Here is a 26342-nt window from a genome sequence, read left to right on the forward strand (position 1 = left end):
TTTTTTTTCTTGAAACTTAATCCTGCTCTTTTAGCCAATTGGTTAAAACTTTGATTTGCTCATCATTCAGTTTTGTGTTTTTATGCATCATTGTATATGATGCTAAGGGCATTTGTTTAGTTTCGATTTGTTCTTTAATTGAGTTTAATAATCTTTCCTGCTTCCTATTTGAGTATGTACCCCATTCGTTGAAATTCAAATCCTCTTTTGCGTTTTTTATGTGGTTTTCTACTAATGCTCTCATAGGTTGCACATAGTCGTACCAAACATAATTAGTATTGTTACTATGACAATCGTAGCAAGAGGTTTGAAGCATCGCTTTTACTTCAACAGGCATTTTATACGCTTGGGTAAAATCGGTTGTGTAAACCTGCCCTTTATCTACATTAAGGGCAGGCTGATAAAATTGAATAGCAATAAAAATAAACAGCACTATTGTCAACATTATCTTTAATACTCTCTTCATTTTTAGAACTCTTTTTTTACAGAGCCACAGGTAAGCATCTTGCTGCCATAATAAGGATTTTTGATAGTCTTAGCTTCGTTAATCCAAACCGCACCTTTACCATCATTGTACATTGGGCAGTAGTCCTGATATAATTTTTGGGTAGTTCCAAATAATGTGATAAGGTCAGAAACGTCTTTACTTAGCGATGCTAAATGCTCTCTCTGGTGGTCTATTTTACCAGCATTGTCACTAATATGCTCTGCATTTTCTTTGGCATTTTCCGCTATTTCCATATATTCTTTATGTTTATTCGCTGGGATAGCGTTCATATCCACATTTTTTAAGGTAGTAAACAATTGCTTTCCTGCATTAGCCGCTGCTTTGTCATTATCTTCAACAAGTGCATTTTTTAAAGCCAAATAATCCTTAATTATAGGTGCGACAGTAAACTTTTGAGCTTGCTTCACATCGGACTTTTCTGCCTCTTGAGAAGATGTATCCGTTGAAGTAACAGTTGCTACCGTATCATTGTGTGTAGGTGATTGTAACTCCGGAGTTGCAGCAATTGTTGTGCTATCATTAGCTTGCTGGTCGCTATTTTTATTTGAAGATTGATTGCAGGAAATTGTTACCGCTGCAACTGTTACTAATGTAATGATTGAGAAAATTATATTTTTCATTTTATTTATTTTTGATATTATTGAAGAAATTTGTCTTATTTATTTGTTTTCAAATTCATTTAGCTTACGCTTCATAAATTCGATTTCTTGTGCCTGTGTTTCCAGTATGTTTTTTTGTAACTGTATCAATTCGGGGTCGGTAAGCTTAGCTTTTTCAGACATCAATACTGCTGCTGCGTGATGCGGTATCATACCTTTTACAAACTCTTTATTTCCCACAAATAATTGCTCCCGAATACCAAACCAAGAAAAGATACCAATCGCAAGGGAAACCGTTATGATTGCCCAGTTGATTTTTTTGCTTTCATACATTCCTTTCATTATCAATAGTTCTATAATCAACATTGCAGAAACCATCAGCAAAGTCATATACAAATTATTGATGTTCAGGATAAGGTTCTGTAAGCCGTCAATCATAGCATACATAATGAAGTACATAGCTATGAACATAGCAACAGCCATTACAGCAAAGCGTTTGTACATTGCTAAAGAGTGATTAGTATTATGCTTTTCATTCTTATGGTTATGTTGCATTTCGTGTTGGTTTTCCATACTTTCCATAACAATAGCGTTTTATTTGTTATTAATAGTTTCCTGTACGCTACCGCAAGTAAGCATTTTGGAGCCGTAATACGGGTTTTTAATTGCTTCTTCTTTGCTTAGCCAATTTGCTCCTTTACCATTATTGTACATTGGGCAATGTTGATAATAAACAGGTGTTTCTTGTTTTGAAACTTTGGCTAATTCGTACATATTATTAGCCAGTAAAGCGAAAATTTCTCTTTGTTTGGTAACATCTTTTGCTATAGCAATTTTTTCTGCATTAGCAGTTAAATCTTTCATTACTTTCATCCAAACGGTATGTTCTTCGTTGGAAAGTTTTGTCATTTCTACTGCTTTAATGGCTTTTACCAATTCGGTAGCTTTTGCGGAAGAAGTACCTGCATCAGTTTTTACCAACGCATCTTTCACTGAAAAATAGTTATTGAAAACGGCTTTTAATTGCGGTACATTTTGTGTTTCAGTGGTATTTTTTTGAGCTATATCGCTTTGGTTATGGTTGGCGTGTTCATTTTTCATATCCATACCTGCATCTCTGGTTTTTGCAACTGGTTTTAGTTCCCTTTTATACTGGCAACAGTCGGATAATTTTGCATATACATCATCTGGAGCCAAAAATTTCTCACTGTCATAACCTGCTAAGGCAATGCGTTTCAATATTTCGTCCTGATTTGTTTTTTTACCATCATAGTTGAGTGTAGCAATCTTGGTATCTTTATTCCAATCTACCGTGGCTACATTTTTTAAATTTCCTGCTTTTTCGATGGTTGTTTTACACATTTCGCAGTTGCCATATATTTTTACAGTTTCTGTTTTTGCATTTTTGATTTGTGCAAAACTGTTTACGGCTGATAGTAATACGATGATTACCATCAATATTTTTGATATTGATTTCATTTTTATTTTTTTTAATTTAATAAGATATACGAAGAGTTTGCGAAAACTGGATTCAGCTTTCGACAAGGCACACGTATGGCTAACAAGCCATCGTTTTAGCTTATTTTAGGTGGTTGCCAAATGGAAGAGTAGCCTGAAGAATAGTAGGCTTCTTTGAAACCGAATTTTTGCTTTTTAATTTCAGCAAAAGGGTTAGCTGTTTTTAAATCTATTGGTATTGGTAAGCTTACAGAAGATGAAGAAGTGCTACATCCACATGAACTGTGCTTACAATTGCCGTCGCAGTCGTGACCATTTTTGCATTTTTTACAGGACTTGTCCTTGCAACTGCTTTTATGTTCTGCTTTTGCAGATTGATCTTTTGAGCAGGACTTTTGCTCTGTCTTAGTTGTTTTTTTTGCACAAGCATAGCTTATGCTTGGCATTAGGAAAAAGCCCAAACATAGTAAGATGACAAAGCTGATATGTTTACTCAAATTTTTCAACACTACAAAATTATGAAATTATTTCTTTTAATTGCTATATTTTGCACTTTCGTGAACTGCAAACACAGAATTATAGATAAAATATCTAAATCACTAGTCTGCATAGTCCTTTTTATGCTTATTAAAATAAATATACAGTTAATTACCTAAAGTGTTTGTTATAAGTTAAATAACTAAACAGGTTATTAGGATAAGGAAATTATCTTTGTTTAATGGTTCTATCTTAAAACCTGCTTTCTGTACAGTTTCAATTACCTGTTCTTGTGTAATTCCTTCTGATTTTACGGTAAGCACCTTGTCTTTAGTTGTATCTACTTCCCAATGGCATATTATACCATGGTATTATCCAAATGAGGTTTTACAGATGCTACACATCCACCACAGTTAATATTTGTTTTGAATCGTAAGTCTTGATTATTCTTTTCCATTTTGTTTATTGAATAATTCATTTAAAGTTTAAAACTGCGTAATCGCAATGCATTTACGATTACCGATACAGAACTTAAAGACATTGCTAAAGCTGCAATCATTGGAGATAATAAAATTCCGAAAAACGGATATAAAATACCTGCTGCAATTGGAACACCAAGCACATTGTAGAAAAAGGCAAAGAATAAATTTTGCTTGATGTTTTTCATAACAGCATGGCTCAAATTTTTTGCTTTAACGATACCTAATAAATCGCCTTTTACTAAAGTTATTTTGGCACTTTCTATGGCTACATCAGTTCCAGTTCCCATAGCTATTCCGATATTGGCTTGTGCTAATGCCGGAGCATCATTTATACCATCACCAGCCATAGCTACAATTTTCCCTTCTGCTTGTAAACGTTTAATTTCGTTGAGTTTATCTTCGGGTAAGCATCCTGCTTTATAGGAAGATAAACCTAATTCATCCGCTACTGCTTTGGCTGTATTAACATTGTCGCCAGTAAGCATAATTACTTCTACACCTTGGAGCATTAGTTCTTTTATCGCTGCTGCACTCGAAGTTTTTATCGCATCGGTAATTGAAACAAAACCAACTGTAACATCATCAACAGCAATGTAAGAAACCGTTTTACCAAGTTTTTGTTCTGCAATAATTTTGGTTTCTAAATCGTCAGAAATAGTTGCCTTAACCTGTTCCATTAGTTTTTTATTGCCTAATGCTACTTTTCTATTGGTAACCGTTCCTGTAACTCCTTTTCCTGTAACATTTTCAAAATCTTTGACTCCAATTAATGAAATAGATTTTGTTTTGGCATAATTGACTACTGCTTGTGCCAATGGATGTTCACTGTATTGGTTTAAGGAAGCTATATTTTGCAATAAATCATCCTCGTTATTAGTTGATGCGTAAATTTTTTCTACAGAAGGTTTTCCCTCAGTTAGCGTTCCTGTTTTATCTGTTATTAAAACATCCACCTTATTCATATTTTCTAAGGCTTCGGCATTTTTAATTAATACTCCAGATTGTGCTCCTTTGCCCACACCCACCATCACAGACATCGGCGTGGCTAAACCTAAAGCACAAGGACAAGCTATGATTAAAACTGCAATGGCATTTATAAATCCATAAACCTTCGCTGGTTCTGGACCAAATAGTGCCCAAACAAAAAAGGTAATTACTGAAATGATTACTACAATGGGTACAAAATATTTAGAAATACTATCGGCTAATTTTTGAATGGGTGCTCTTGAACGAGAAGCATCGTTAACCATTTGTACAATTTGAGAAAGTAATGTTTCAGAACCTACTTTTTCGGCCATCATTACAAATGATTTGTTCCCGTTGATTGTTCCCGAAATTACATTATCGTCTTTCTTTTTGTCAACGGGAATTGGTTCTCCTGTAATCATTGCTTCATCAATACTGCTTTCACCATCGGTTATTTTTCCGTCAACTGGAATTTTATCTCCTGGTTTTACGCGTAATAAATCACCTTTCTTAATATCATGAATGGAAATCACTTTATCGCCCCCTTCACCAATCAAAGTAGCTTCGGTTGGTGCTAATTGTAATAACGCTTTTATAGCTCCACTGGTTTGGCTATGTGCTCTTGCTTCTAACAATTGTCCCAACAAGACCAGTGTAATGATTACTGTTGCTGCTTCAAAATAAAGATGAATGGTTCCGTGTTCGGTTTTAAATTCTTCCGGAAAGATATTCGGAATCAGCATTCCTACAATACTAAACAAAAATGCAACTCCAGTTCCTATTCCGATAAGGGTAAACATATTTAGATTCCAAGTGATTATGGATTTCCAAGCTCGTACAAAAAACATCCAACCAGCATAGAAAACAACAGGAATTGAAAACAGAAATTGCACCCAGTTCCACATGTTGCTGTCCCTTATTTGAAATAACGGATTGTTATGTACCATTTCCATCATGGCAATAATAAAAATTGGCACCGTAAAGAGGGTTGCAATTTTCATTTTTTTAAGCAAATCCAGATAGGTTTTTTTTTCTTCGGAATCGCTTGGTTCCATGGGTACTAAATCCATTCCGCATATAGGACATGAACCCGGACTATCTTGAATAACTTCGGGATGCATTGGGCAGGTGTACATCGTTTTCTTTACATTCAATTCTGCTTCTTTTACCAAATGCATTCCACAAACAGGGCAATCGCCAGCTTTATCATAAGTTTTATCGCCTTCACAATGCATTGGACAATAGTATTTGCCTTTTATATTGCTAGTCACTTCGATTGTTTTTTTATCATCGTGAGAATGAGCAGAGCAGCAGGATTTTGCCACTGGTTCATTTGTCGTGGTATGTTGTGGGCTTTTGTTATTGCTCATTTCTATGGTATATTTTCCAACAGCGGTTAATGCTTTTTGCAATTGTGTAGTTGGAATGTGTTTATCCATTGTCAGGGTAGCTGAGTTTTCATCTTTTGAAACTTCAACATTTGTCACATTTTCAACCTTTAATAAAGCTGATTTCACCTTTGCTTCGCAACCTCCACAGGTCATACCTGTTACTTGATATTTGTGTACCATTTTGTATGAGTTTTATGATACAAAGTTCCGTATTGTTTCCATTTTTTCGTTGTGGAATTTTGGGAATGATTTGTAAGATTTACTTAGACCTTATCCAAAGGTTTTCTTTTATCCTCTCGTATTCGCTTGAAATAACTTGGGGTAAGTCCTGTTACCTTTTTGAATTGGTTGCTTAAATAGGCTACACTTGAGTAATTTAAACGGAAAGCAATTTCACTCAAAGATAGTTCATCATATACCAATAATTCTTTTACCTTCTCTATTTTTTGGGCAATAAAATATTTTTCGATAGTAGTGCCTTCAATTTCTGAAAATAAATTAGAGAGATAATTATAGTCGTGGTGTATCTTGCTATTTAAAACATCCGACAAATTGTATTTTGTTTCGCCATCCTGATGATGAACGAGGTCAATAATAATATTTTTTATTTTTTCTATAATTCGGCTTTTTTTATCATCTATTAATTCAAAACCTAATACAGTCAGTGCTTGCACTAAATTGGTTTTAACGTTTTCAGCTAATTCTTTATCCAAGGTAACTTCTCCCAGCTTTATATTTTTCACAGTCAATCCAAGCTTCTCCAATTCATTCTGCACTACCATAATACAACGGTTGCAAACCATATTTTTTATAAAGAGTGTTGTCATATATTTTGTGCTTTATTTGAAATTAGCTTAAAATAAGCTCTATAAAATTACAATTAATATTTTCTTGTAATTGTAGAACAGTTGTCAATTGATGTATTTATCCACTGCGTTGTCCAATTCTTCATTTTTAATATTGCTTAAATTTATATCTGCCAAATGGAAAACTGGTCAAGTAGTTTGCTGACTTTCTTTATATCATTTCTTTATTCAAAGCATCAATGAGCATTTTGGTCATAATATTTCTTCTTTAGCCACAAACTTGCACGTACCAATAATATCAGTACAGGAACTTCCACCAATGGGCCGATAACGCCCACAAATGCCTGTGGCGAATGAATACCGAAAACCGATATTGCTACGGCTATTGCCAATTCAAAATTGTTTCCTGTGGCTGTAAATGCGATGGATGCGTTTTTATCGTAAGGAACTTTAAGAGATTTATTGATAAAGAAGCTCACGAAAAACATAAGTATAAAATAGATGATTAACGGTATTGCTACTTTTACTACATCCATTGGCAACTCTACTATTTTATCGCCTTTCAGACTGAACATCAATACTATAGTAAACAGTAAAGCATACAATGTAATGGGCGATATTTTGGGTACAAATTTCCGGTTATACCATTCTATACCTTTTGATTTTACAAGGATGTATCGGCTTAAAAAACCTGCCAAGAAAGGAATACCTAAATATATCAATACGCTTTCGGTAACATCTTTCATTGATACGCTTACATTGAAATTGGCTAATACTAATTTTGCAGGTAATACGTTGATGAATAACCATACTAAAAAACTGTAAGTAAATATCTGGAAGATACTGTTTAATGCAACTAACATAGCTGTATATTCTCTGTTTGCTTTAGCTAAATCACTCCAAACGATTACCATTGCGATACATCTTGCCAAACCTATCAGTATCAAACCTGTCATATAATCGGGTTCATTCCTTAAAAATAAAACGGCTAACCCGAACATTAGCACTGTACCGATAACCCAATTCAGCAATAAGGATATACCAATTACTTTTTTATCCTTAAACGCCATAGGCAATAATGAATAATCAACCTTTGCTAATGGCGGATACATCATCAATATTAAACCTATTGCCAACGGAATATTTGTAGTGCCTACGGATAGCGCATTTGTAATTTTTGAAATACCGGGAAAAATATATCCCAATCCTATACCTACTGCCATTGCAAGGAATATCCATAAGGTAAGGTATCTGTCTAAGAATTTTAGTTTTGGTTGCATCGGCTACATTTTAATCATTGAAAAAACATAGAACATTTCCGTTGCTATCTGTAAACTTCTATCAGCATAGACCTTTGATTGTTCCGGTGTATTGTCTGAAATTTTAGGGTCTTCAAATGTGATAGGTATTCTCTTTTCTGCTCCTGCAATAAAAGGGCATCCGCCGTCTGCCTGTGAACAGGTCATAATAGCTGCAAACGCTGATACAGGATTGAAAGGGCTATCATATTTTTTGGAGAAACCAACAATCGGCAAAGAATTATCACTATACTTTATGGCATATACAGGATTGTCGGTATCTGCTATTTTGAAAATACTTAATCCCTGATGTGTCAATGCTTCTGCCACTTTCGGGAATAATGCCGTTTCTTCTGTACCACCCGAATAACAATGTACCTTTGGGATAACATAGTGTGCTGCTGCTACCTGTGCCCAAACCTGCGATAAATGGCTTCTTCGGGAATTGTGGGTACAAATGAAGTTGATACTTATTTCCTGACTATTGTTTACTTTTTGCTGTACAAAATCTATCAGTGGTCGTAATATATTTTTGCGTTCTTCACTGATGTTTTGAAAAGTAGTAACATTATTTATTGTTTCAACTAAATTCTTATACATTTTGATTGATTTAAAGGGTTTAACAACATCCTGAATTAGGTGTGCAGGAAGCATTATTCAACGCTGATAATTTTATTTTTTGCTTTTCGACAGGAATACCGCAAGCATCCTGAGCAAGACAAGCTGTTGTTTTACTTTTCAGTACGAATGTTTTTCCGTTGAAATCCAAATCATATTTCCCGATAGTATCAATTTGATATTCTACTTCAATTTCGGCATCTTCCATACCTAATTTTTCTTCGGATAGTTTGATGATATTTAATAGTTTGGTTGGCTTCAATCTATGTTCGTAATCGTCAGCATTCCATAATTGGAAATTGACAACTTTTTCATTGCGGATTACACCACCACAATCAATAAAAATTTTATTGATTTGCCCAACTTCGGTAACGTGGAAATGTTCGGGAACAAACGTTCCGTTCTCTAATTGAAATTCAACATGCTCTAATGTTGGTAAGATTTCTTTGATTTTTGATAGTTTCATAATTTCATTATTTAATTGTTATATTGCATTATTACGATTGATTTGGTTAAAATAAATGCTTAGCAACATTTATCTATACCTATATCGTCAACAAAGAAAGTATTGAGTTCCTTCTTAATCTGCTGCCAGACATTTTCATCAATGCAGTAGCATACACTGGTTCCCTCTATATTTCCTTTGATAATACCAATGTTTTTTAGTTCTTTCAAATGCTGCGAAATGGTAGCTTGTGCCAATCCCAATTCCTCTACCAAGTCATTACAAATACAGGCATTTTGTTTAATGATATATTGCAGGATAGCTATGCGTGCAGGATGAGCCAATGCCTTTAGCGAAGTTGCTAAACGGTTCTGCTGTTCCGTGTATATTTCAGTTTTTGTAACTCCCATTTTTATCAAAAATTATACATCGCAATATTACGATTAATATTTTAACTACCAAAATTGTTTAAAAAAATATTTAGTGAAGTTTACCCCTGTTGCACCAAATGTTGCAAATTCGGATCATTTTTTTTATCCGCTCTTTTTCATTTTCAATAATATTTACAATGTTTATTTTTATCTGGCGGTAATTCAGTAAAGATATCCTGTTGTTGATTTCCGGGCAATGATGGCGGTTGCTTTTAGGGTTGGTTTTGTTGGATGTCCTTTCAAAGCCACTTCGCTTTTTTGCAAAACGCAATTCCAAAGTCTAAAGTCCTACGTTTTTCCGAACAAAAAAGCTTTGAGGGGATGTCAGGTTCTCTTCCCTTTTTTAATTTGACGGAATGTATTGTGAACTCTGCTGTAGCTTTCCCTGCAAACTGTATAAAAAGGATTATACTAGTCATCAACCTGCATAAAATAAATACAGCTTTAAATTCATACCTGTGTAAATAAGATACAGATCATCATCATAAAATAGAATCATGCCGATCATCAAACCTGCGTAATACACATACAGCTGGAGTTCATACCTGCGTAAATCATATACAGGTCACCTGCTTAAGATAAGTACAGGTCAAAATCCTTACGATTTGATCTACAATACGATAGATAAATTATCACTTTGAAAGGATTTATTATTTACTTTCGTATGCTCAGACTTCACTTCCACACATTTCCAATAAAAACAATAAAAGAATCAAAACTGCTGATTATCAATACTATTAATCGTTTTTCAGAACTCCGAAAAATAAGCGGCTTTTTTTGAGCAAGATGTGTCTTTGTATATACAAACTTTTCAAGTTTTATATCCAAAGACGATCTTGCCTTTTTTTCAAAAAGGGGAAAAAAACTGCGGAACTTGTTTTTTTGTTTTTAATTAAATTTTGGTACAAGAATCCAAATTAATCCAAATCATTCTTTTTTAATCCTGGGAAGTTTCCAAACTAATCCAGATTATTCTTATTTAGCCCAAACCCATTGAATACTATTGTTTTAGAAGGTTTTAACGCCCAATTTTGTCACAGAATTTTTAATCAAAATACTAATGAAAAAATTGAGTCATCTTCTACTGGCATTAATAGTAGTATCAATCCAAGGTCAGGTCGGCATCAATACCGAAACTCCAGAGGCGACTTTAGAAGTGGTAGGAAAACCAAATGATGTCAATCATTATGACGGAATTATTCCTCCACGAATTACAGGAAATCAACTCGCTGCAAAGACATATTCATCTACAAAAAAAGGAACTGTCGTCTTTGTAACATCTCCGGCTAACAATTTATCAGGACAAGTCATTCAAATAACTGAACCCGGATTATATTATTTTGATGGCAATTTGTGGCAAACATTTTCAAAAGAAAAGCAACCCACTGAATATAGAATTCTATTGACGTTTGACCATACCAGTACTGCGGCTCTTAGTGCAACTTCTACATGGTCCGCTCCGGTTAATTATAATGGAAATACAAATAATTATTTAACCGCTTCTAAATACTATACCATTGGGACCAAAAATTATGGAGGCTTAAAAGGATCCGTATCATTCAGAAAAGTTAATGGTATCGTCAATGTAAAATTTCAAATATTCAGGTCGACTGATTCAGAACCAATTACTTCCGACGCACTTATAAATATTCCGGATATCTTTAGTGACATAGGGTATATTCCTAACCAGATTGTTTTTTTACATCCTGAGAATTCAACAATGCTTATTCCTGCCTTGCTTGAAAATTTCACCATAAAAATTCCTCAAGCTTCTTTAGGCGCAATATCAACATCATATTATACTTATGGAGAAGTTCAGGGCTACTCAAATTGGATCAGACCCTATCTACACTAGGACGCTAAAATTATAGCAATTAATACAAATTATACACAGTTAATACGATTCTTAAGACCAAATGAATTTTAATAAAAAATAAAATGAAAACATTAATTTATTTTTTTCTGCCTTTCATAGCAACAACAATACAGGGACAGATTGGCATCAACACCCAGACGCCCGAGGCTACTTTAGAAGTTGTAGGGAAACCAAATGACACCAATCATTATGACGGGATTATTCCTCCAAGGATTACAGGTAACCAACTCGCAGCAAAAACATATTCATCTGCAAAAAAAGGAGCTGTCGTGTTTGTAACATCTCCAGCTACTAATTTATCCGGTCAGGTTATTCATATCACAAAGTCCGGGTTGTATTATTTTGACGGTGATCTATGGAAGTCATTTATAAAAGAAGACCCACTAAATACAGTTGCACTCAAGGGCAACACTTCTACGGTTGAACTTATTGTCAAGAACAGTCTGCATCTTAATTTTGATGAGAAAGAAAATTACATACTGGGAAATTCCAGAAGTCCAATCACCGGTGACTACAATTCTATTTTTGCAACCGACTCTAATATAACCTCTGGAAAAGGAAATTCCGCTAGTGCTTATGCAATGTCTCAAGGAGAAGTTACAGGCAAACTTAATTATGCTGCAGGAGTTTCTGCTTTGAATGGCATCGCAAACGGCGTAATCTCCGGTAGTAGAAATATTGGAATTGGTCCGGGAGCTATGTCCTACATTACTTCAGGAAATGATAACATCTCTATTGGCTATCTGTCAGGAACAGGAAACCGAACAGGGTCTAACAATATTTTCATCGGCATTGGCGCTGGTAGCCCGGCCACAGGAAACAGAAGCGTAAGTAATAAACTAGCTATACATTCAACCCGCGTTACAACAAGTTCAACCAGCTTTTGGGATAGTATCACGAACAATTATACGGATTACAAATTTGCTTTGATTTCGGGGGATTTTTCTGAAAGATGGTTAAATATCAATGGCAAGCTCAGCGTTACACCTTCCCAAATGCCCAATGCAGACGGAGATTCATCCTATACGAAAAAAGTAGTTGCCAAAACAGATGGTTCATTTGGTTTTGCAACAGAGATAGTTCCAACTCCGCCTGCTACCGGAACATATATTCTAAAAAGCGTAAACGGTTTGACAAGTTGGGTAACACCTTAATCATAAACTATGAAAAACTTTTTCAAATTTTTATGCCTGATGATCACTCTTTCACTAACATCTTGTAGGTCTATTGTTTCGAATCCTGGCAAACCATTAAAAGATAATTCTTTAGCATTAAATCACAAATATGACGTTCAGGATTTCACTGCAAAAATCCACAAAATAAAAATCACATCAGTTGATGGCAACAATATTTATGGTATTTCCAAAAAAGGAGAGACGATTTCAATAGATAAAAAACAAATCAGGGAAGTGAAAAAAGTAAAAGTCGTTAGTTCTATCGTTGTAGGCATTATGGCAATTGCGGCGGTCATCTTTGTTCCAATATAGAAAACAACATTTTTAAAATCAAATTTGAATTTGAAAGATGAATATTGATGAGCAAAAAGATGAAGTTATTTTTTTCAGAATTAAGAGTGAAAAGAAGAAAGATTGGAAAAAAATCTGTTCCAATAAACAAATTTCCCTGACTAGTCTAATCATCAATTCCGTAGAGAATAGAATGATGGATGACGAGAGACGAAAAGTATTGGCGTTCATTGAAAAACAGGATAACATCTTCGGAAAAATTGAAAATAATATCAATCAGGTAGCAAAAATAGCAAATGGTCAAAAATTTATCAGCGAAAATAAACTCAGAAATTTTTCGGATAAGTTATCAGAGATCATAATTCTGAAAAAAGAACAGAACGAAATCTTTACAAAAATCTATGCAAAGCTATCAAGATGATTGTTAAGATCATGGATCCGGCAGGTCCGAGTTTTCCAGGAGTTCATTATAACGATAAGAAAATTGATAAAGGCATTGGAGAATTAATGCTGATGAAAAATTTTCCTTCATTCATTAACGAATCAAGCAGCAAGCAAGAAGTAAGAAACTATTTAAGAGCTATTTCAATCGGGAATAAAAAAGTGTTGAAGCCTCAATTTCACGCGATGATCTCTACAAAATTTCAAGGGCATTCGAAAGAAGAGCTTACTAAGATAACGGAGAATTTTATGGATGAAATGAAATATGGCGAACAGCCTTTCATTGTGGTTTTTCATAAGGATACAGATAATAATCACGTACACATTGTTTCAACCCGGGTTGATAAACAGACAGGGAAAAAGATCAATGACAGTTATGAAAGGCTTAAAGCCCAAAAAGCATTAAGCGTTACAATGGAAAAATTATATGGTCAGAAACCGGAAGAAGAACTGGAAAAGCTGCTGAACTACAAAATAAGTTCGCTTGATCAGTTGGAAACTCTACTCAGCAGAAATGGTTACAAGATAGGCAAAAACACAAGTGATGAAAATTCTTTTAACATTTTAAAAAACGGAGTAAACCAAAAATCTATTAGAGGGGATCAGATTGTTTTTGATAACAGCAAAAATGAAAAAAGGGCTAAGCAGATGAAAGCCATATTAAGCAAATACAAAGAATTGTATTCCAATAAGGTTTTTAAAGTGGTGGATAATAGAAAAAATGAAGCAGTGCTTCCAAAAGAGAAGACTACTGACGGAGGAAATGATTCAAAAATGAAGATTGCCTTTGAAAGCGAGCTCCAAAAAAAGCTGAAAGATGTTTTCGGGATCGATATGGTTTTTCATCATAAAGAAGATAAAAATCCTTTCGGCTACACCGTGATCGACCATAAAACAGGAGAAGTATACAAAGGAAGTGATATTATGAAAATGAATGAAGTATTTGAATTTACTTCTGACAAGGTGGATAAGAAGACTTTTGAAATACTGAAGGATTATAATATTCGCAGCCAGGAAACAAAAAAGATCCTGCTTGAATTTTTTAAGAAGAATAATCCGGAAGCAGAAATCAAGGACTTTATGCTTTTTGAAAACCGAGGGAAGAAAGATTTGGAAACCTACCGAAAAGTCCAGTTTGAAGTAAAGGACTTTATTAGAAATAACAAAAACACAAATGATGAAAAAAAAGATATTTCTATAACAAAAGGCGAAGATGGAAAGCTGTATGCTGTTCATACCAGATTTCATTACGTGGGTGAACTTCAACCATTAATCGGAGAAAAGGAATATCAAAAATTTCTGAATCCCATAAGCGTCAATGAAGTGCAGACAGAAAACCGGACTGAAAATAATGAAAAAACAGAATTAAACAAAGCCGTCAACGAAATGCTTTTTGAGTTGATGAAAAGTTCGGGAACTGCAAAAGACCCTGCCGAAAATGAACTCAAAAAAAGACGAAAAAAGAGACGATAAAGTTGATGGAAAAATCATCTTCAGTCCAATAAAAATCAACTAAAACCTATGATCATCACATTTGCTACCCAAAAAGGAGGAACCGGAAAAACGACATTAGCCATCGCTTTTGCCAATTACATTACCGCACTTTCAGAAAGAAAACTCAATGTTTTCGATTTTGATTATCAGAAATCATTCTATCACAAATGGAAAGAAGATGAGCTATTGGACATTCCAAAATTGTACGATGTAGAAATTATTGGCGAGGAAGAAGAGCAGCCTTTTTCAGACTTTGAAACTCTCATTAATTTAAAAGAAAGCGATGAGATCAATCTCTTTGATTTGGCCGGAACGCTCGATGCAAAATACAGTGATTTGCTCATATACAGTGATTTTATCGTAACACCTTTTGAGTATTCCGATGTTTCTGTAAAATCGACTTTGGTCTTCATCAATATGCTGGGACTACTGGAAAGTGAGGCCGAAAGAATATTTATCCGTTCCAAATATGATAAAGGCTACAAGTATCTGAATCAGGAAGCAATGGACATTGAGCTCGCAAAATATGGAATGCTGCTGCCAAGCCCGGTATTTAAAAGAAACTGCCTACAAACTATTAATACCAGAAGCCTTATAGGCAAGCAAAAATATGCAGTAGAACATACATTCGATGAACTTATAAAATATATCAATGAAACCTCAAAAATCAAAATACAAGTGATTAAAAAGAGGTAAAAAATCAAAGATTCAATACCAACAAACGACAACGATTGACTGACAACTAAATCAATAAAAAATGATAAAAATTTCACTTACTATTCTGGCTGTTTACGTGTTGTATTATGCAGGTAACATTGTATACGATCTGTTTCTGAAGAAAGAAAAAGAAACCTATAAAGAAGAGACGGAGGAATTTTCTTTGTCCGAAATTTCCGAACAGTACGAAGATCTTACTGCAACTATAGGGATTGAAGATGTAGAAAATCTCAACACTCCCAAGTCCTTTAATAAAAATGTAATCCATTCTGATATCACTGAAGGAAATGAAGAACGACAAGATCTGGAGTATTTAAGAAAACAATTTGAATCTGAACAAGATCTGGATGAATTCGATAATCCATCAAAAAAGGATTTTACCGAAATTGAAAACCAATCACATCCTGAAAATGCTGAATCAAGCGAAGAGTATTTTGAACAAAAGGAAAAAATATCAACCGAAAAGGAAAATCAGAAACCTAATGAAGTGATTAGCGAAAACCCGATCACGGTTAGTGCAGACCAGAAAACTTCCAGAATTAAAGATTGGAAGGCGATGCTGAATCTTTCTGAAACCCTGGTTCAATTGGTTGCAAATCACGATGGATATAAGGTTTATCAATCCATTATGTAGTTAGTCAACTTAAACAAAATCTAACGTACTGATTATTAGACTTAACAGCGGATTTCCATCCGTTGTCCGGGACTTCTATGCCCAAAATTTAACACTCAATTGATTATTAACCCTTTATAAATTTTTTGAATTATGATGAAAAATTTTTTCACAAAAAACGTGACAACAAAGAAAGTTCTAACCCTAGCCTTGGCAATTATGGCGATAACTCCAGCATTTGCACAAGGTGGTGCAACCGCTATTTCAAATGCCGCAAGTGATATCACTGATTATTGGGATCCGGTCAAGCTGATTTTGAAAGCAGTAGGAGGATTGGTCGGTTTTATCGGAGGTCTCCGAGTGTATAATAAATGGACGAATGGTGACCAGGACGTCAACAAAGAGATCCTTGGTTATGGGGGAGCAATGATCTTCTTGATTGTAGTTCCGGAATTCGTAACAGCATTCTTTGCCTAATATGGGATTCTACCTTTATAAGGGGCTGAAAAAGCCCCTTATATTCTTCGGACTCAAAGGGAAATATATCTTTTACGCAGTTGGTGTCATCGGAGGCGGGGTCATTTCAGCATTGGTACTCTCGAAGTTCGGTCTCTTAGGCTCTTTACTTGGTCTTGCAGTCACCGCAGGCGGAGTTTATCTTATCTTCAGAAGACAGGACAAATATGGTTTGTATGACAAAACCAAAAACTTCGATCACATCTTAATTTTTCCCAAAAGGTTAGACAGTAATAAACTTTTAAAGAATGGCAACAACAAAAAAACAGGCATTTAGCATTCCTTTTATCGGATATGATCTTGGAAAGGATTTCAATTGGGATTTTGATGTACTTTTCGGACAATACGGAAACCCTATTATCGGGATCAAGATAAAAAACATTGTCGAGCAATATTCGGCAGATCCTGACAGCTATCTCACTTTCCACACGGTTTTAAATCAGGTGGTATCAATCATTGGAGAAGGAAGAATTGTTCAGAAGCTCGATATTTTTTCAAAAAAGAAATATTCAGCCGAACAATCCAACCAATTTCTACAACAAAAATATTCGGAACATTTTGACGGCAGACTTTTCAAAACCATTGAAACGGTTCTGTTCTTTACCGATATTATTGATGACAAGCTGAAAAAGAAAAATAAGCATTACAATTTCTCTGAAAAAAGCTATAAAGAACTACGGGACAAATGTCAGAAAGTATTGATGCTTTTGAAGCAGAATGACTGTGAACCGCAGTTTTTGTTTGAGAAAGATTTTGAATATTATATATCAGGTGTTTTGTCGATGCAATTTTCCGATTCTCCCATATTTGATAATATCAAAAGCACCAACGAATTTTTGCAGATCGGAAACAGGTTTGTAAAAAATATTTCCTACGTGGATGTAGAAAATATTGATCTTCCTTCAGAAATTGAGCCTTACTCTGTTCTCGGCGGTAACGGTGCAGCAGCAGAAACAGCAGTTGATAATTTTAGTTTTATCAATGAACTAGAAGATTATGAGACCATTGTCTACAATCAGATCATTACGATTCCGCTTCAGGCACAACAGCAGAGGGAACTCGACAAAAAAAAGAAAAAGCACGAAGGAGCAGCCAACAATTCTCCGTCCAACGCCATTATAGCAGATGAAATCCAGACCCTGCTTCATAACATAGCCATTGACGGACAGCTCGTTGTCAATGCTCATTTTTCAATCCTTTTTTCAGCACAGACACTGGAGAAAATGGAAAATATTCAGTCAATGATTGAAAACAAGCTTTTTACGAAAGGAATCATTGTTTCTAAAAACGCTTATAACCAATTGGAACTCTTTCGGTCAGCTATTCCGGGCAATGGAACAGAACTTAGGGAGTATGATTTATTTATGACGACAAGCGAAGCGGCCTTGTGTTTTTTTTTTAAGGAAAGTTACCCCGTCAATGAAGAGTCCAATTTCTACCTGAGATTCACCGACAGACAAGGTGTTCCGCTAAAAGTTGACCCATCGGATCTACCGATGAAAACAGGAAGAATAAACAACAGGAACAAGTTTGTATTAGGACCGTCAGGTTCGGGGAAATCATTCCTGATGAACAATATTATTGAGCAGTATTTGACCTACAATTATGACGTGGTCATTGTTGATACAGGAGATTCGTATTCGGGAACGTGCAAATATAAGGGAGGCAGATACATCCAATACACTGAAGAAAAACCAATCACGATGAATCCTTTTCTTATGGATCAAAAAGAATTTAATATCGAAAAAATAGAATTTTTAACCAACCTGATCTTCTTGATTTGGCAAGGTCCGGATTCTTCAATGTCTTCCGCACAAAAATCCATTTTAGACAATGTGTTGATGTCGTTTTACCACGGGTATTTCAATGCTGGAACTCGATGGTATGAAAATAAAACTTCTGAAGAACTGATTCTATATCTCGGAAAATACAACATTCACGAAGATGATCTATTCACGGAATATGAGAATGAAGCAAAAGGACAGCATACTTACTATGACATTTTGGGAATTACTTTCGATGCCAGTTCCGATGAAATAAAGGAAGCGGGAAGAAAATTATTGAAATTCTATCATCCTGATAAGAACATCAATAACCCGGAATATGAAAGCGAAAATTTCTATAAAGTGTATGAAGCGTATGACACGCTGAACGATGAAGAAAGAAGGAAAATATACAATGAAACGCAGTTGATTTTAATCAAGTCGAATGACATCATCAGGCAACCCCGATCAGCAGAAGAATGGAATGAATCCTTTAGAAAAGCCATCATCAGGAAAATAAAAGAACTGGAAGAAAAGCTGGTTGTAACAGAACTTTCGTTCAATGGGTTTTATGATTATTGCGATCAATTTCTTCCTATTTACCTGAATAATAAAAAACATAATATTATAGAGAAAGAGTTTAATCTGCGCACCTTTTTATTTGTACTGAAAGATTTTTACAAAGGCGGAAGGTACGGAACAACGCTCAATGAAAGTGCAGATAATACGCTGTTCGATGAATCTTTCATCGTTTTTGAAATTGATAATGTAAAAGATAATCCCAAGCTCTTTCCGATAGTAACGCTCATTATTATGGACACTTTCATTCAGAAAATGAGACTCAGAAAAGACCGCAGAAAAGCCTTAATAATCGAAGAAGCATGGAAGGCCATTGCTAGTAAATTGATGGGTGGATACATTCTTTATTTATATAAAACGGTGAGGAAATTTTGGGGAGAAGCGGTGGTGGTAACGCAGGAACTGGATGACATTATTGGAAATGCAGTGGTTAAAGATTCCATCATCAATAATTCGGATACATTTATTTTGCTTGACCAGACGAAGTTCAAAGACAACTTTGATAAAATCGCTTCATTGCTATCGCTCAATAAAGTAGAGCAAAACAAGATTTTTACCATCAACAATCTCAACAACAAATTCGGGAGAAGCCGATTCAAAGAATTTTACTTAAAAAGAGGTTCAAAAGGAGAGGTCTATGGAAATGAAGTTTCGCTTGAACAATATCTCACCTACACTACAGAAAAACCGGAAAAATCGGCAGTTGAATATTATGTGCACCAATACGGAGACTATGATGAAGCATTGCGCAGAATAGTTGGTGATTTAAAAACCTTCGGAGACAGTCTGGAAAACTTAGTGTCACTCGTGAATTTATACCAAAATCCTTTAGATCAAAAAATCAATTCCTTTTATAGAATGATGAAAAAAGAGAACAAAGGAAAGAATGTTTTTAAAATCATTTCACAGCAACTGGAAGACCGTAATATCAGTTTTTCAGAATTAATCAGTAAACAAAATTACGCTTATGAAAACGTTTAAACCTATAAATTTCCCAAGAGGATTTCGTCACGTTTCATCTCTGGCGAACCATATTATATTGAAGGTTTTTCTACTAATTTTCTCCCTCTGGGGGACAATGGGATTCGCCCAAAACACCTACATCGACCCTACGGTAACAGCGGCAATGATTCTTTATTCTGAAAATCTAAAAGCCAAGCAGAACGAAGTCATTGAGGAAACTTCAAAATTAAAGGACGCACAGACCTGGGTGGGAACACAGATGGTAGCGGCTAATGACATTCAGAATAAAATTCTGAAGGGTTTAAAAGAGGTTTCCGGCACTTTACAAAATGGAATCCAAGCACAGGAAATCTACTCTGAGCTCAATAAATGTTATGCTTATTCATCACAAGTGGTACAACTAGCATCAGAACATCCTGAGTATGCCATTTTTGGGGTGAAAGCTTCACAAAAAACGTATGAGCAAAGTCTAAAGATTGTTACCGACGTTTCTGATATTCTCGCTTCCGGAGAGCTGAATCTTGCAACAGCAGGAGACCGCTACAAAATTCTTCATAATATTTCCGGTAATGTGAAAAATCTGAAGCTTTGGCTTTTAGCAATCAAACTGCGATTAGAAAAAGCAAACCGATTGGGATTCTGGAATTCTATTAATCCATTTGCCGGATATATCAATACAGACAAAGCTATTGTTGAAAATATAATGAACCGGTATAAACGGAATTTTTAAATTTTTCTATGATGAAATCGAAAAATGAGATTCGCCGACCTTACGGTGGCAAAAATAAAATTGTTGTCAGTTTGCTTATTCCTCTAGTTTATTTGGTATTGAGATCCTCCGGTGGTGGGTCTACCCCTGCATGGCAACAGGAAAATGTTTCATTTCCGATGATGGATATAGAAATCAATGCCACGATGAAAGAACACGACAGGCAAAAAGAAATGCGACAAAAACAAATTGCGAATGCCACCGTAGAAACGGCCAACAGAAACCAATGGAACAATTTTAAAGAAAAAATCACCAAAGTTCAGGACAGATTGCGAATTGTTTCATTTGCCATTCAAGCGATACCCACCGGAATAGCAATGAGCAGGGAAATAACCAAAATAACAAACAATCAGACTGCTATTATCAATGAAATAAACGATGCTCCCTATTCCATTATCGCTGTTTTGCCTTCTCAGGTTCAGTTTGTTGATGATCTGCAAATGGTAACACGGCTGGTAACCGGGATCATTTTGTCTTACGGAGCCATCAACCAAATGGAAAAATCAGAACGTAAAGTATTATTAGACTATGCTTTGGGTGAAGTAAAGGCGATAAGCAGAAATTCTACCCATATGCTTTTAAAGATAAGGGATATTAAAGCCAAGGTAAAACGTAACAAAAGAGCCTTTCAATATTATGTCAACAGGGATAAGCAAGTAGTTGAAAGCATCATGGATAACATTAAATCTTTCTAAAATGAAAAAAATATTTTTTTCCGGAGTTTTTTTCTTCTCTGTTGCATCTGTAAAAAGCCAGCAAATAGTGATTAACGACAAACTTCTGTCACAGATCACCGTAAACCACGGTGTTCGATTAGGAAGCGAACAGGCTTTTCTGGATTCCTATGAAAAGCAAAAAGAATTGTATGATGATATCAACAATAAAATCACGCAGATCATTGCGATTCAGGAATACATCTATCAACAACTGAAAAATGTGAATTCAGCCTTGACCCAGAGCAAAAAACTCATTTATCTCTATCAATATTTGGGTAAAATAGTAACGAACTCCAATAAAATGCTGGATCTATCAGCACAGCATCCTGAATATTCGGTACTCATTTCAAAATATTATGTTGAAATCGGGAAGCAGACGACGAAACTTCAGCAGGAAGTTACGCAGGACATTCTAAATGAGGAAAAAGATTTTCTAATGGACGCAATGGATAGGGAAATGCTGATTGAAAAGATTTTTACAAGGGTCAGAAATATCAACGGAAATATTCTGTACATCAATTTACGATTAGAGAATGCCAAGAAAATCCCTTATCTGTATCAGGTTCCGGTGCTTCGTAATTACATCAATATAGACAAAGCCATTGTTGGCGACATCATCACCAAATACCATTACCTCTTTAATTAAAAAATTATGGAAAATCTACTAAAAAAAATCAGCCTATTTCAGTTCATCTTGATTACAGGCAGTGTGTTTGGACAAGTCAGCGTCAAGAGATTAAATGATCCTTCCATTGTTGCCCAGCATAAAAGAATGGTCTTTCAAGATTGGGGAGATTGGAGACCATATCCAAAATACTTTTTAGGAATCCAAACCAATTTTGCCTACGCAACGGTGTGGGGAATTTGGGCTCCAAAAATCAACAGGGATTATAAGGATGGGGAAGACATTCGTCCATTAAAACCGACAGGAGTTCAAAATCAAAGGTTTGCCCAGCTAAAGTTTCAAGAGGAAGAAGCAAAAAAGATAAAAGCAGCTTCAGATACCATTCATAAAAGGAGCGTTCAGGATTTTGCCCATTGGACGTCCGCTACTGTCGATGCCGATCCTCTTTGGCTATTGTATTACAAACGAATGCTAAAACCTATTACTGAATTTCCCGATACACCTCAAAATTTTATCGAGTGGCGACTGAAAGACCTGCAAACGTTTGAAACACTCAGCTCAACAGGAGCATTAAAAAGACTTCAGGAAGAACTGGATCTCATCAAAGAAAAATATTCAATGTCCAGAAGTATGGATATGCCAAGGGGAAAAAGGTTCATTATGTACCACGAAACCCTTATCAAATGGCGAAAATTTGTTCAGGAATTAAGGAAGCACAACAACAAGACAACACTTCTTACAGATTACAAGAATATTCTGAAAAACCATTCAAATTTTGCTTTGCCACCTGCGTGGACACCTTCATCAGACGGGCAGATTGTTCAAAATATAATGAACCACTACAAACACCGATATTAAAAATGAATAAAACGATAACATTAACTTTTTGCCTATTAGCAATTCTTTTACCTGTAATGGGTTTCGCCCAGACAGACGGCGATTACAGTAATCTACTCCAATTTTTAAAAGGAGATGGCGCTTTTGAAAAATGGTTTATGGAGGTTTTTACCAAATTAGACAATAGTGTACAAGATAGCGCCGCCGGATCTGCTTTGGTAGGAAAAGCAATAGGCGGCTTAGGCGCTCTCATGTACCTTGGATATATGGGTTGGCAAATGGCGGCCGGAGATAGAGAATGGGAAATCACTCCAATGCTGAAACCAATTCTTATCGGATTTACGCTTGTTTATTGGAGTGGATTTGTCAGTATGATTCAAGCGCCATTTGAGGCCATTGCCGAACCCGGAATCTCAATTTTCAGCGAAATCGAATCGGAAGTCAATGATCTACGGGTTGAAAGATTTAAAAAACAGCAACAATTATTGGATGCTGTTATAAAACTGAAAGCGGAAGAAGATGCGAAGCAGGAAGTCATTGAGAATACCACTGAAGATGCTGATGATTCGTGGTTTGATATCAGTGAGGGATTGGATAAATTGATTCAGCCTATCAAAGAATGGTCAATACGAATGGAATTCCAAATGCAAAAATTAGTCGCAGAACTCATTGAGTTTTGTTGCCTTTCCATTCTTAGGATTTGTGTATATCTCATTTTCTTCATTCAAAAAATATGGTCTTACATTTTAATCATTTTAGGACCGATAGCTGTTGGAATGGCTCTTATTCCCGGATTTGAAAATTCATTATACAGTTGGGTATCAAAATTCATCAACATTAATCTTTACACTTTTGTTGCCTATACGATCATCAACATCGGTCAGCAATTGATCGCTTCCGGTTATACAATGGAGATCGAAAGGTATGATACCTTATTATCCAATGGAACCATTACCAACTTAGACGCTTTGATGGTCTATGTGAGCAACTCCGGAATGATCTACAATCAGCTTTTCACCTGTGTTGCCTATGTTGTTACGGGAATCGGAGTACTAATGACCCCAACCATTGCAGACAGTATTGTTTCTGCAGGAGGGGCGGGAGCAATGACGAAAATGAAAAGTGCAGCAGGAAAAATGGCAAGCAGTGCTAAAACAGCAATATTGGCTGCCAAAACAGGAGGAGCTTCTGTAGCAGCAAGTGCAGCAGCAGGTTCAGCATCAGGCAGAGTTCAAAGAGCGATGAAAAAAGGAAAATAAATGTTGTACGAATGACCAACAACCAAACATTATCAACCAACAACTAAAATAAAGATGCTTATCAAAAATATAGAACAAAGAATCAAGATCAACAAGGTCATTTCTTTATCCACCATTGCTTTTGCTGTTTTCATTGTCATTGCCGGATTTTTCTTTGCATACAGAATGATCGAGGATTCCAGAAAATCAATTTACATTTTAGACAATGGCGTTCCGGTTCTTGCCAAGCAGACTGATGTCCTGCTGAACCGACCTGTTGAATATAAAGCTCAAATTGAATTATTCCACAGATTGTTTTTCACACTCGCTCCCGATGATACCTATATCAAGGATAATATTCAAAAGTCATTGTATCTTATTGATGACAGCGGAAAAAAGGAATATACGAACCTAAGGGAAAAAGGATTTTACAATCAAATAATAGCTTCCAGTTCGATGGTCAGTATCCATACCGATTCGATTACGCTTAGTATGGAACAAAAGAAATTTAGCTTTTTCGGTAAGCAGATGATCACAAGAAAATCTTCTGTCATTACGAGGAAGCTCATCACCGAAGGTTTCTTTGAAGACATCATCAGAAGTCCCAATAATCCTCACGGTGTGATTCTTAAAAACTGGCGAATCATCAATAACGAGGAACTGTCCAATCAAAATAAAAATTCTTACTAAAATGGAAACTACATTAAAACAAAAGGGTCAGAAATGGCTGCAGTGGGCAGTTCAAAATCCAAAGAAATTCTTCACGTATTCAATGATTCTACTGTCGGTTTCATTTATAGGGTCTCTAATTCAAGGTATCTTTTTCCCTTCCGAAACAGCATTTAAAATAAGACCTCCGGTTCTCTATTCTAAAAATAAGTCGAGTCAAAATCTATCTGTCAACAATGATAAAGAGATGGAAAAAATAGTACAAGAACTGAAAACTTTAAAAGTGAAAAGAGACAAAAACGCACTGAAAAAAGAAGACAGTTTACGAATTGACTACTTGTTCAACCAATACCAAAAATTAAAAAATGGACATTAAAAAAATAAATTTTAAAGAAAAAAAATATGTTCTGCCTCTTTTGGCTCTGCCATTTCTTTTTCTTTTCGGCTACGTAGGAGCACAGTTTCTCAAAGAAGATACTTCTGAAAAAAATAAACCAAAAGAATTGTCACTATCACTCGGCGATACGCAAGATTCCATTATGACCAAAAATGATGCGTATGATGCTTTTTTCAAAAAAGAGGATAACAGAACGATGCTTGGTGGTTTGGATAAAGAAGAAGATAGTTTATTGAACTATGATGACCAATTGTCACTGGACCAAAAAAGAAAAATTGACTCCTTAAAAGCAGAAAACGGAAGACAAAACAGATACCAGGCAAAAGAAAATCAATCCTCGTATTACAAACCAAATCAATCACAGAGGGATGACAAAGATTACAACAGGTCTTCAGAAATCATTAAAATGCTGAATGACAAATCTTACGGGAACCAAGAAGATAAATACGCAGATACACCAAAAGAAAAGACACAAAGTGTCCAACCAGACCCTGTAAAATATCTGAAAGAACAAATGCTCGTGATGGATTCTTTAGAAAAATCCCGTGATCCTGAGTACCAAAGTAAACTCGCAGCAGAACAAAAACTGAAGTCCAATAAAGAGAAAATGGAAGATTTTCTTAATTCAACTTTCAATGTGAGCAAATCCGGAATCAACAGTGGTTTCAATGCTTTCTATAAGGAGAAAGAAAACAGCTTTATCAAAGCGGTCATTGACGAAAATAACAAAGGCTTTCTTGGAAGCAGGATTAGGTTCCGATTGTTGGAAGACATCTTTGTCGGGAACAAAAAAATAATCAAAGGTTCGATATTATACGGACAAATCTCAGGATTTTCAATGCAGAGAGTCAATCTCAACATTGTATCTGTATTCACAAAAGGAGAAATCTATCCTGTCAATCTTTCGATTTATGATGTTGACGGGATGAAGGGATTGTACGTTCCGCAAAGCGTTTTCAGAGATATGATGCGGGAAATGGGAAGTAACTCAGTACAAGGAACTCAGATGGATATGGGCGGAAAAGGATTTTTCTCAAGCATTGGATCCAGCCTGTTTACATCAACATCTAAATCTATTGCCAACCTGATCAAAGAAAATAAAGCAAAACTGAAATACAACTCATATGTCTTTTTGATCGACGAAAATCAATTGAAAGATTCACAAAACCAACAAAAAAAATAAA

Annotated in this window: 29 protein-coding genes; 18 read left to right on the plus strand and 11 right to left on the minus strand. The window is 35.4% G+C overall.

The features are described 5' to 3' along the window. Nucleotides 1-16 precede the first annotated feature (16 nt). The 11 genes from BT156_RS12715 to BT156_RS12770 form a co-directional block, all read right to left on the minus strand. Entirely contained in the window at nucleotides 17-466 is a 450-nt protein-coding gene (locus BT156_RS12715; RefSeq protein WP_072410580.1) for a heme-binding domain-containing protein, read from the minus strand. Between the two features lie 2 nt (nucleotides 467-468). After that, complete coding sequence (locus tag BT156_RS12720; protein WP_072410581.1) at nucleotides 469-1128, minus strand: DUF3347 domain-containing protein; 660 nt, start codon at nucleotides 1126-1128, stop codon at nucleotides 469-471. 39 nt (nucleotides 1129-1167) lie between these two features. After that, nucleotides 1168-1689: a DUF305 domain-containing protein gene (locus tag BT156_RS12725; protein WP_034741369.1), complete on the minus strand. Its 522-nt coding sequence runs from the start codon at nucleotides 1687-1689 to the stop codon at nucleotides 1168-1170. Between the two features lie 12 nt (nucleotides 1690-1701). Then, nucleotides 1702-2586 carry a DUF3347 domain-containing protein gene (locus tag BT156_RS12730; protein ID WP_072410582.1) on the minus strand — a complete coding sequence of 295 codons (885 nt, stop codon included), beginning with the start codon at nucleotides 2584-2586 and terminating at the stop codon, nucleotides 1702-1704. Nucleotides 2587-2681: 95 nt separating this feature from the next. Continuing rightward, nucleotides 2682-3062 carry a hypothetical protein gene (locus BT156_RS22140; RefSeq protein WP_159437615.1) on the minus strand — a complete coding sequence of 127 codons (381 nt, stop codon included), beginning with the start codon at nucleotides 3060-3062 and terminating at the stop codon, nucleotides 2682-2684. Nucleotides 3063-3520: 458 nt separating this feature from the next. After that, nucleotides 3521-6061 (minus strand): heavy metal translocating P-type ATPase, encoded by a 2541-nt coding sequence (locus BT156_RS12745; RefSeq protein ID WP_072410583.1) that lies wholly within the window; start codon nucleotides 6059-6061, stop codon nucleotides 3521-3523. An 83-nt stretch (nucleotides 6062-6144) separates the two neighbouring features. After that, nucleotides 6145-6708 (minus strand): helix-turn-helix domain-containing protein, encoded by a 564-nt coding sequence (locus BT156_RS12750; RefSeq protein WP_028122606.1) that lies wholly within the window; start codon nucleotides 6706-6708, stop codon nucleotides 6145-6147. 215 nt (nucleotides 6709-6923) lie between these two features. Further along, nucleotides 6924-7967, minus strand: a complete 1044-nt coding sequence (gene arsB, locus BT156_RS12755; protein ID WP_034741357.1) for an ACR3 family arsenite efflux transporter — start codon at nucleotides 7965-7967, stop codon at nucleotides 6924-6926. Nucleotides 7968-7970: 3 nt separating this feature from the next. Then, nucleotides 7971-8585, minus strand: a complete 615-nt coding sequence (locus BT156_RS12760) for an arsenate-mycothiol transferase ArsC (protein WP_034741354.1) — start codon at nucleotides 8583-8585, stop codon at nucleotides 7971-7973. A 19-nt stretch (nucleotides 8586-8604) separates the two neighbouring features. Beyond that, nucleotides 8605-9069 carry a DUF6428 family protein gene (locus tag BT156_RS12765; RefSeq protein ID WP_028122608.1) on the minus strand — a complete coding sequence of 155 codons (465 nt, stop codon included), beginning with the start codon at nucleotides 9067-9069 and terminating at the stop codon, nucleotides 8605-8607. Nucleotides 9070-9128: 59 nt separating this feature from the next. Next, nucleotides 9129-9458 carry an ArsR/SmtB family transcription factor gene (locus BT156_RS12770; protein ID WP_028122609.1) on the minus strand — a complete coding sequence of 110 codons (330 nt, stop codon included), beginning with the start codon at nucleotides 9456-9458 and terminating at the stop codon, nucleotides 9129-9131. Between the two features lie 1081 nt (nucleotides 9459-10539). Here BT156_RS12770 and BT156_RS12780 point away from each other — a divergent pair. From BT156_RS12780 to traM, 18 genes are all read left to right on the plus strand, one after another. Next, nucleotides 10540-11334: a hypothetical protein gene (locus BT156_RS12780; protein WP_034975954.1), complete on the plus strand. Its 795-nt coding sequence runs from the start codon at nucleotides 10540-10542 to the stop codon at nucleotides 11332-11334. A gap of 83 nt (nucleotides 11335-11417) precedes the next feature. Further along, nucleotides 11418-12509: a hypothetical protein gene (locus BT156_RS12785; RefSeq protein WP_034975952.1), complete on the plus strand. Its 1092-nt coding sequence runs from the start codon at nucleotides 11418-11420 to the stop codon at nucleotides 12507-12509. Nucleotides 12510-12518: 9 nt separating this feature from the next. Next, nucleotides 12519-12842 carry a bacteriophage spanin2 family protein gene (locus BT156_RS12790; protein WP_034975949.1) on the plus strand — a complete coding sequence of 108 codons (324 nt, stop codon included), beginning with the start codon at nucleotides 12519-12521 and terminating at the stop codon, nucleotides 12840-12842. Between the two features lie 37 nt (nucleotides 12843-12879). Then, a complete protein-coding gene (locus tag BT156_RS12795) occupies nucleotides 12880-13242 on the plus strand; it encodes a hypothetical protein (protein ID WP_034975947.1) in 363 nt (120 codons plus the stop codon). Further along, nucleotides 13239-14735 carry a relaxase/mobilization nuclease domain-containing protein gene (locus BT156_RS12800; RefSeq protein WP_034975946.1) on the plus strand — a complete coding sequence of 499 codons (1497 nt, stop codon included), beginning with the start codon at nucleotides 13239-13241 and terminating at the stop codon, nucleotides 14733-14735. The genes BT156_RS12795 and BT156_RS12800 overlap by 4 nt, the downstream gene beginning before the upstream one ends. 48 nt (nucleotides 14736-14783) lie before the next feature. Beyond that, complete coding sequence (locus tag BT156_RS12805) at nucleotides 14784-15452, plus strand: ParA family protein (protein WP_040995592.1); 669 nt, start codon at nucleotides 14784-14786, stop codon at nucleotides 15450-15452. 61 nt (nucleotides 15453-15513) lie between these two features. Continuing rightward, entirely contained in the window at nucleotides 15514-16107 is a 594-nt protein-coding gene (locus BT156_RS12810) for a hypothetical protein (RefSeq protein WP_072410587.1), read from the plus strand. Nucleotides 16108-16242: 135 nt separating this feature from the next. Then, nucleotides 16243-16563 (plus strand): DUF4134 domain-containing protein, encoded by a 321-nt coding sequence (locus tag BT156_RS12815; protein WP_371462110.1) that lies wholly within the window; start codon nucleotides 16243-16245, stop codon nucleotides 16561-16563. A 1-nt stretch (nucleotide 16564) separates the two neighbouring features. Beyond that, nucleotides 16565-16879, plus strand: a complete 315-nt coding sequence (locus BT156_RS12820; protein ID WP_034975939.1) for a DUF4133 domain-containing protein — start codon at nucleotides 16565-16567, stop codon at nucleotides 16877-16879. Further along, a complete protein-coding gene (locus BT156_RS12825) occupies nucleotides 16851-19925 on the plus strand; it encodes a TraG family conjugative transposon ATPase (protein WP_072410589.1) in 3075 nt (1024 codons plus the stop codon). The genes BT156_RS12820 and BT156_RS12825 overlap by 29 nt, the downstream gene beginning before the upstream one ends. Continuing rightward, entirely contained in the window at nucleotides 19912-20637 is a 726-nt protein-coding gene (locus tag BT156_RS12830; RefSeq protein WP_228400879.1) for a hypothetical protein, read from the plus strand. Before BT156_RS12825 ends, BT156_RS12830 begins: the two co-directional genes overlap by 14 nt. Before the next feature lie 8 nt (nucleotides 20638-20645). Continuing rightward, entirely contained in the window at nucleotides 20646-21371 is a 726-nt protein-coding gene (locus BT156_RS12835; protein WP_228400878.1) for a hypothetical protein, read from the plus strand. Between the two features lies 1 nt (nucleotide 21372). Continuing rightward, the gene (locus BT156_RS12840; protein ID WP_072410593.1) at nucleotides 21373-22038 is read left to right on the plus strand and encodes a hypothetical protein; all 666 of its coding nucleotides are present in this window, start codon (nucleotides 21373-21375) and stop codon (nucleotides 22036-22038) included. A gap of 6 nt (nucleotides 22039-22044) precedes the next feature. After that, nucleotides 22045-22875 carry a hypothetical protein gene (locus BT156_RS12845; RefSeq protein ID WP_028123315.1) on the plus strand — a complete coding sequence of 277 codons (831 nt, stop codon included), beginning with the start codon at nucleotides 22045-22047 and terminating at the stop codon, nucleotides 22873-22875. 2 nt (nucleotides 22876-22877) lie between these two features. Then, nucleotides 22878-24113 (plus strand): hypothetical protein, encoded by a 1236-nt coding sequence (locus tag BT156_RS12850; protein WP_072410596.1) that lies wholly within the window; start codon nucleotides 22878-22880, stop codon nucleotides 24111-24113. A gap of 54 nt (nucleotides 24114-24167) precedes the next feature. Further along, nucleotides 24168-24782, plus strand: a complete 615-nt coding sequence (traK, locus tag BT156_RS12855) for a conjugative transposon protein TraK (RefSeq protein WP_034975926.1) — start codon at nucleotides 24168-24170, stop codon at nucleotides 24780-24782. A gap of 1 nt (nucleotide 24783) precedes the next feature. Beyond that, complete coding sequence (locus tag BT156_RS12860) at nucleotides 24784-25137, plus strand: hypothetical protein (RefSeq protein WP_028123304.1); 354 nt, start codon at nucleotides 24784-24786, stop codon at nucleotides 25135-25137. Next, complete coding sequence (traM, locus tag BT156_RS12865) at nucleotides 25133-26341, plus strand: conjugative transposon protein TraM (RefSeq protein WP_028123305.1); 1209 nt, start codon at nucleotides 25133-25135, stop codon at nucleotides 26339-26341. The genes BT156_RS12860 and traM overlap by 5 nt, the downstream gene beginning before the upstream one ends. Nucleotide 26342 lies beyond the last annotated feature (1 nt).

The sequence above is a fragment of the Chryseobacterium limigenitum genome, from assembly GCF_900114875.1.
In the GTDB taxonomy this organism is placed as follows: domain Bacteria; phylum Bacteroidota; class Bacteroidia; order Flavobacteriales; family Weeksellaceae; genus Chryseobacterium; species Chryseobacterium limigenitum.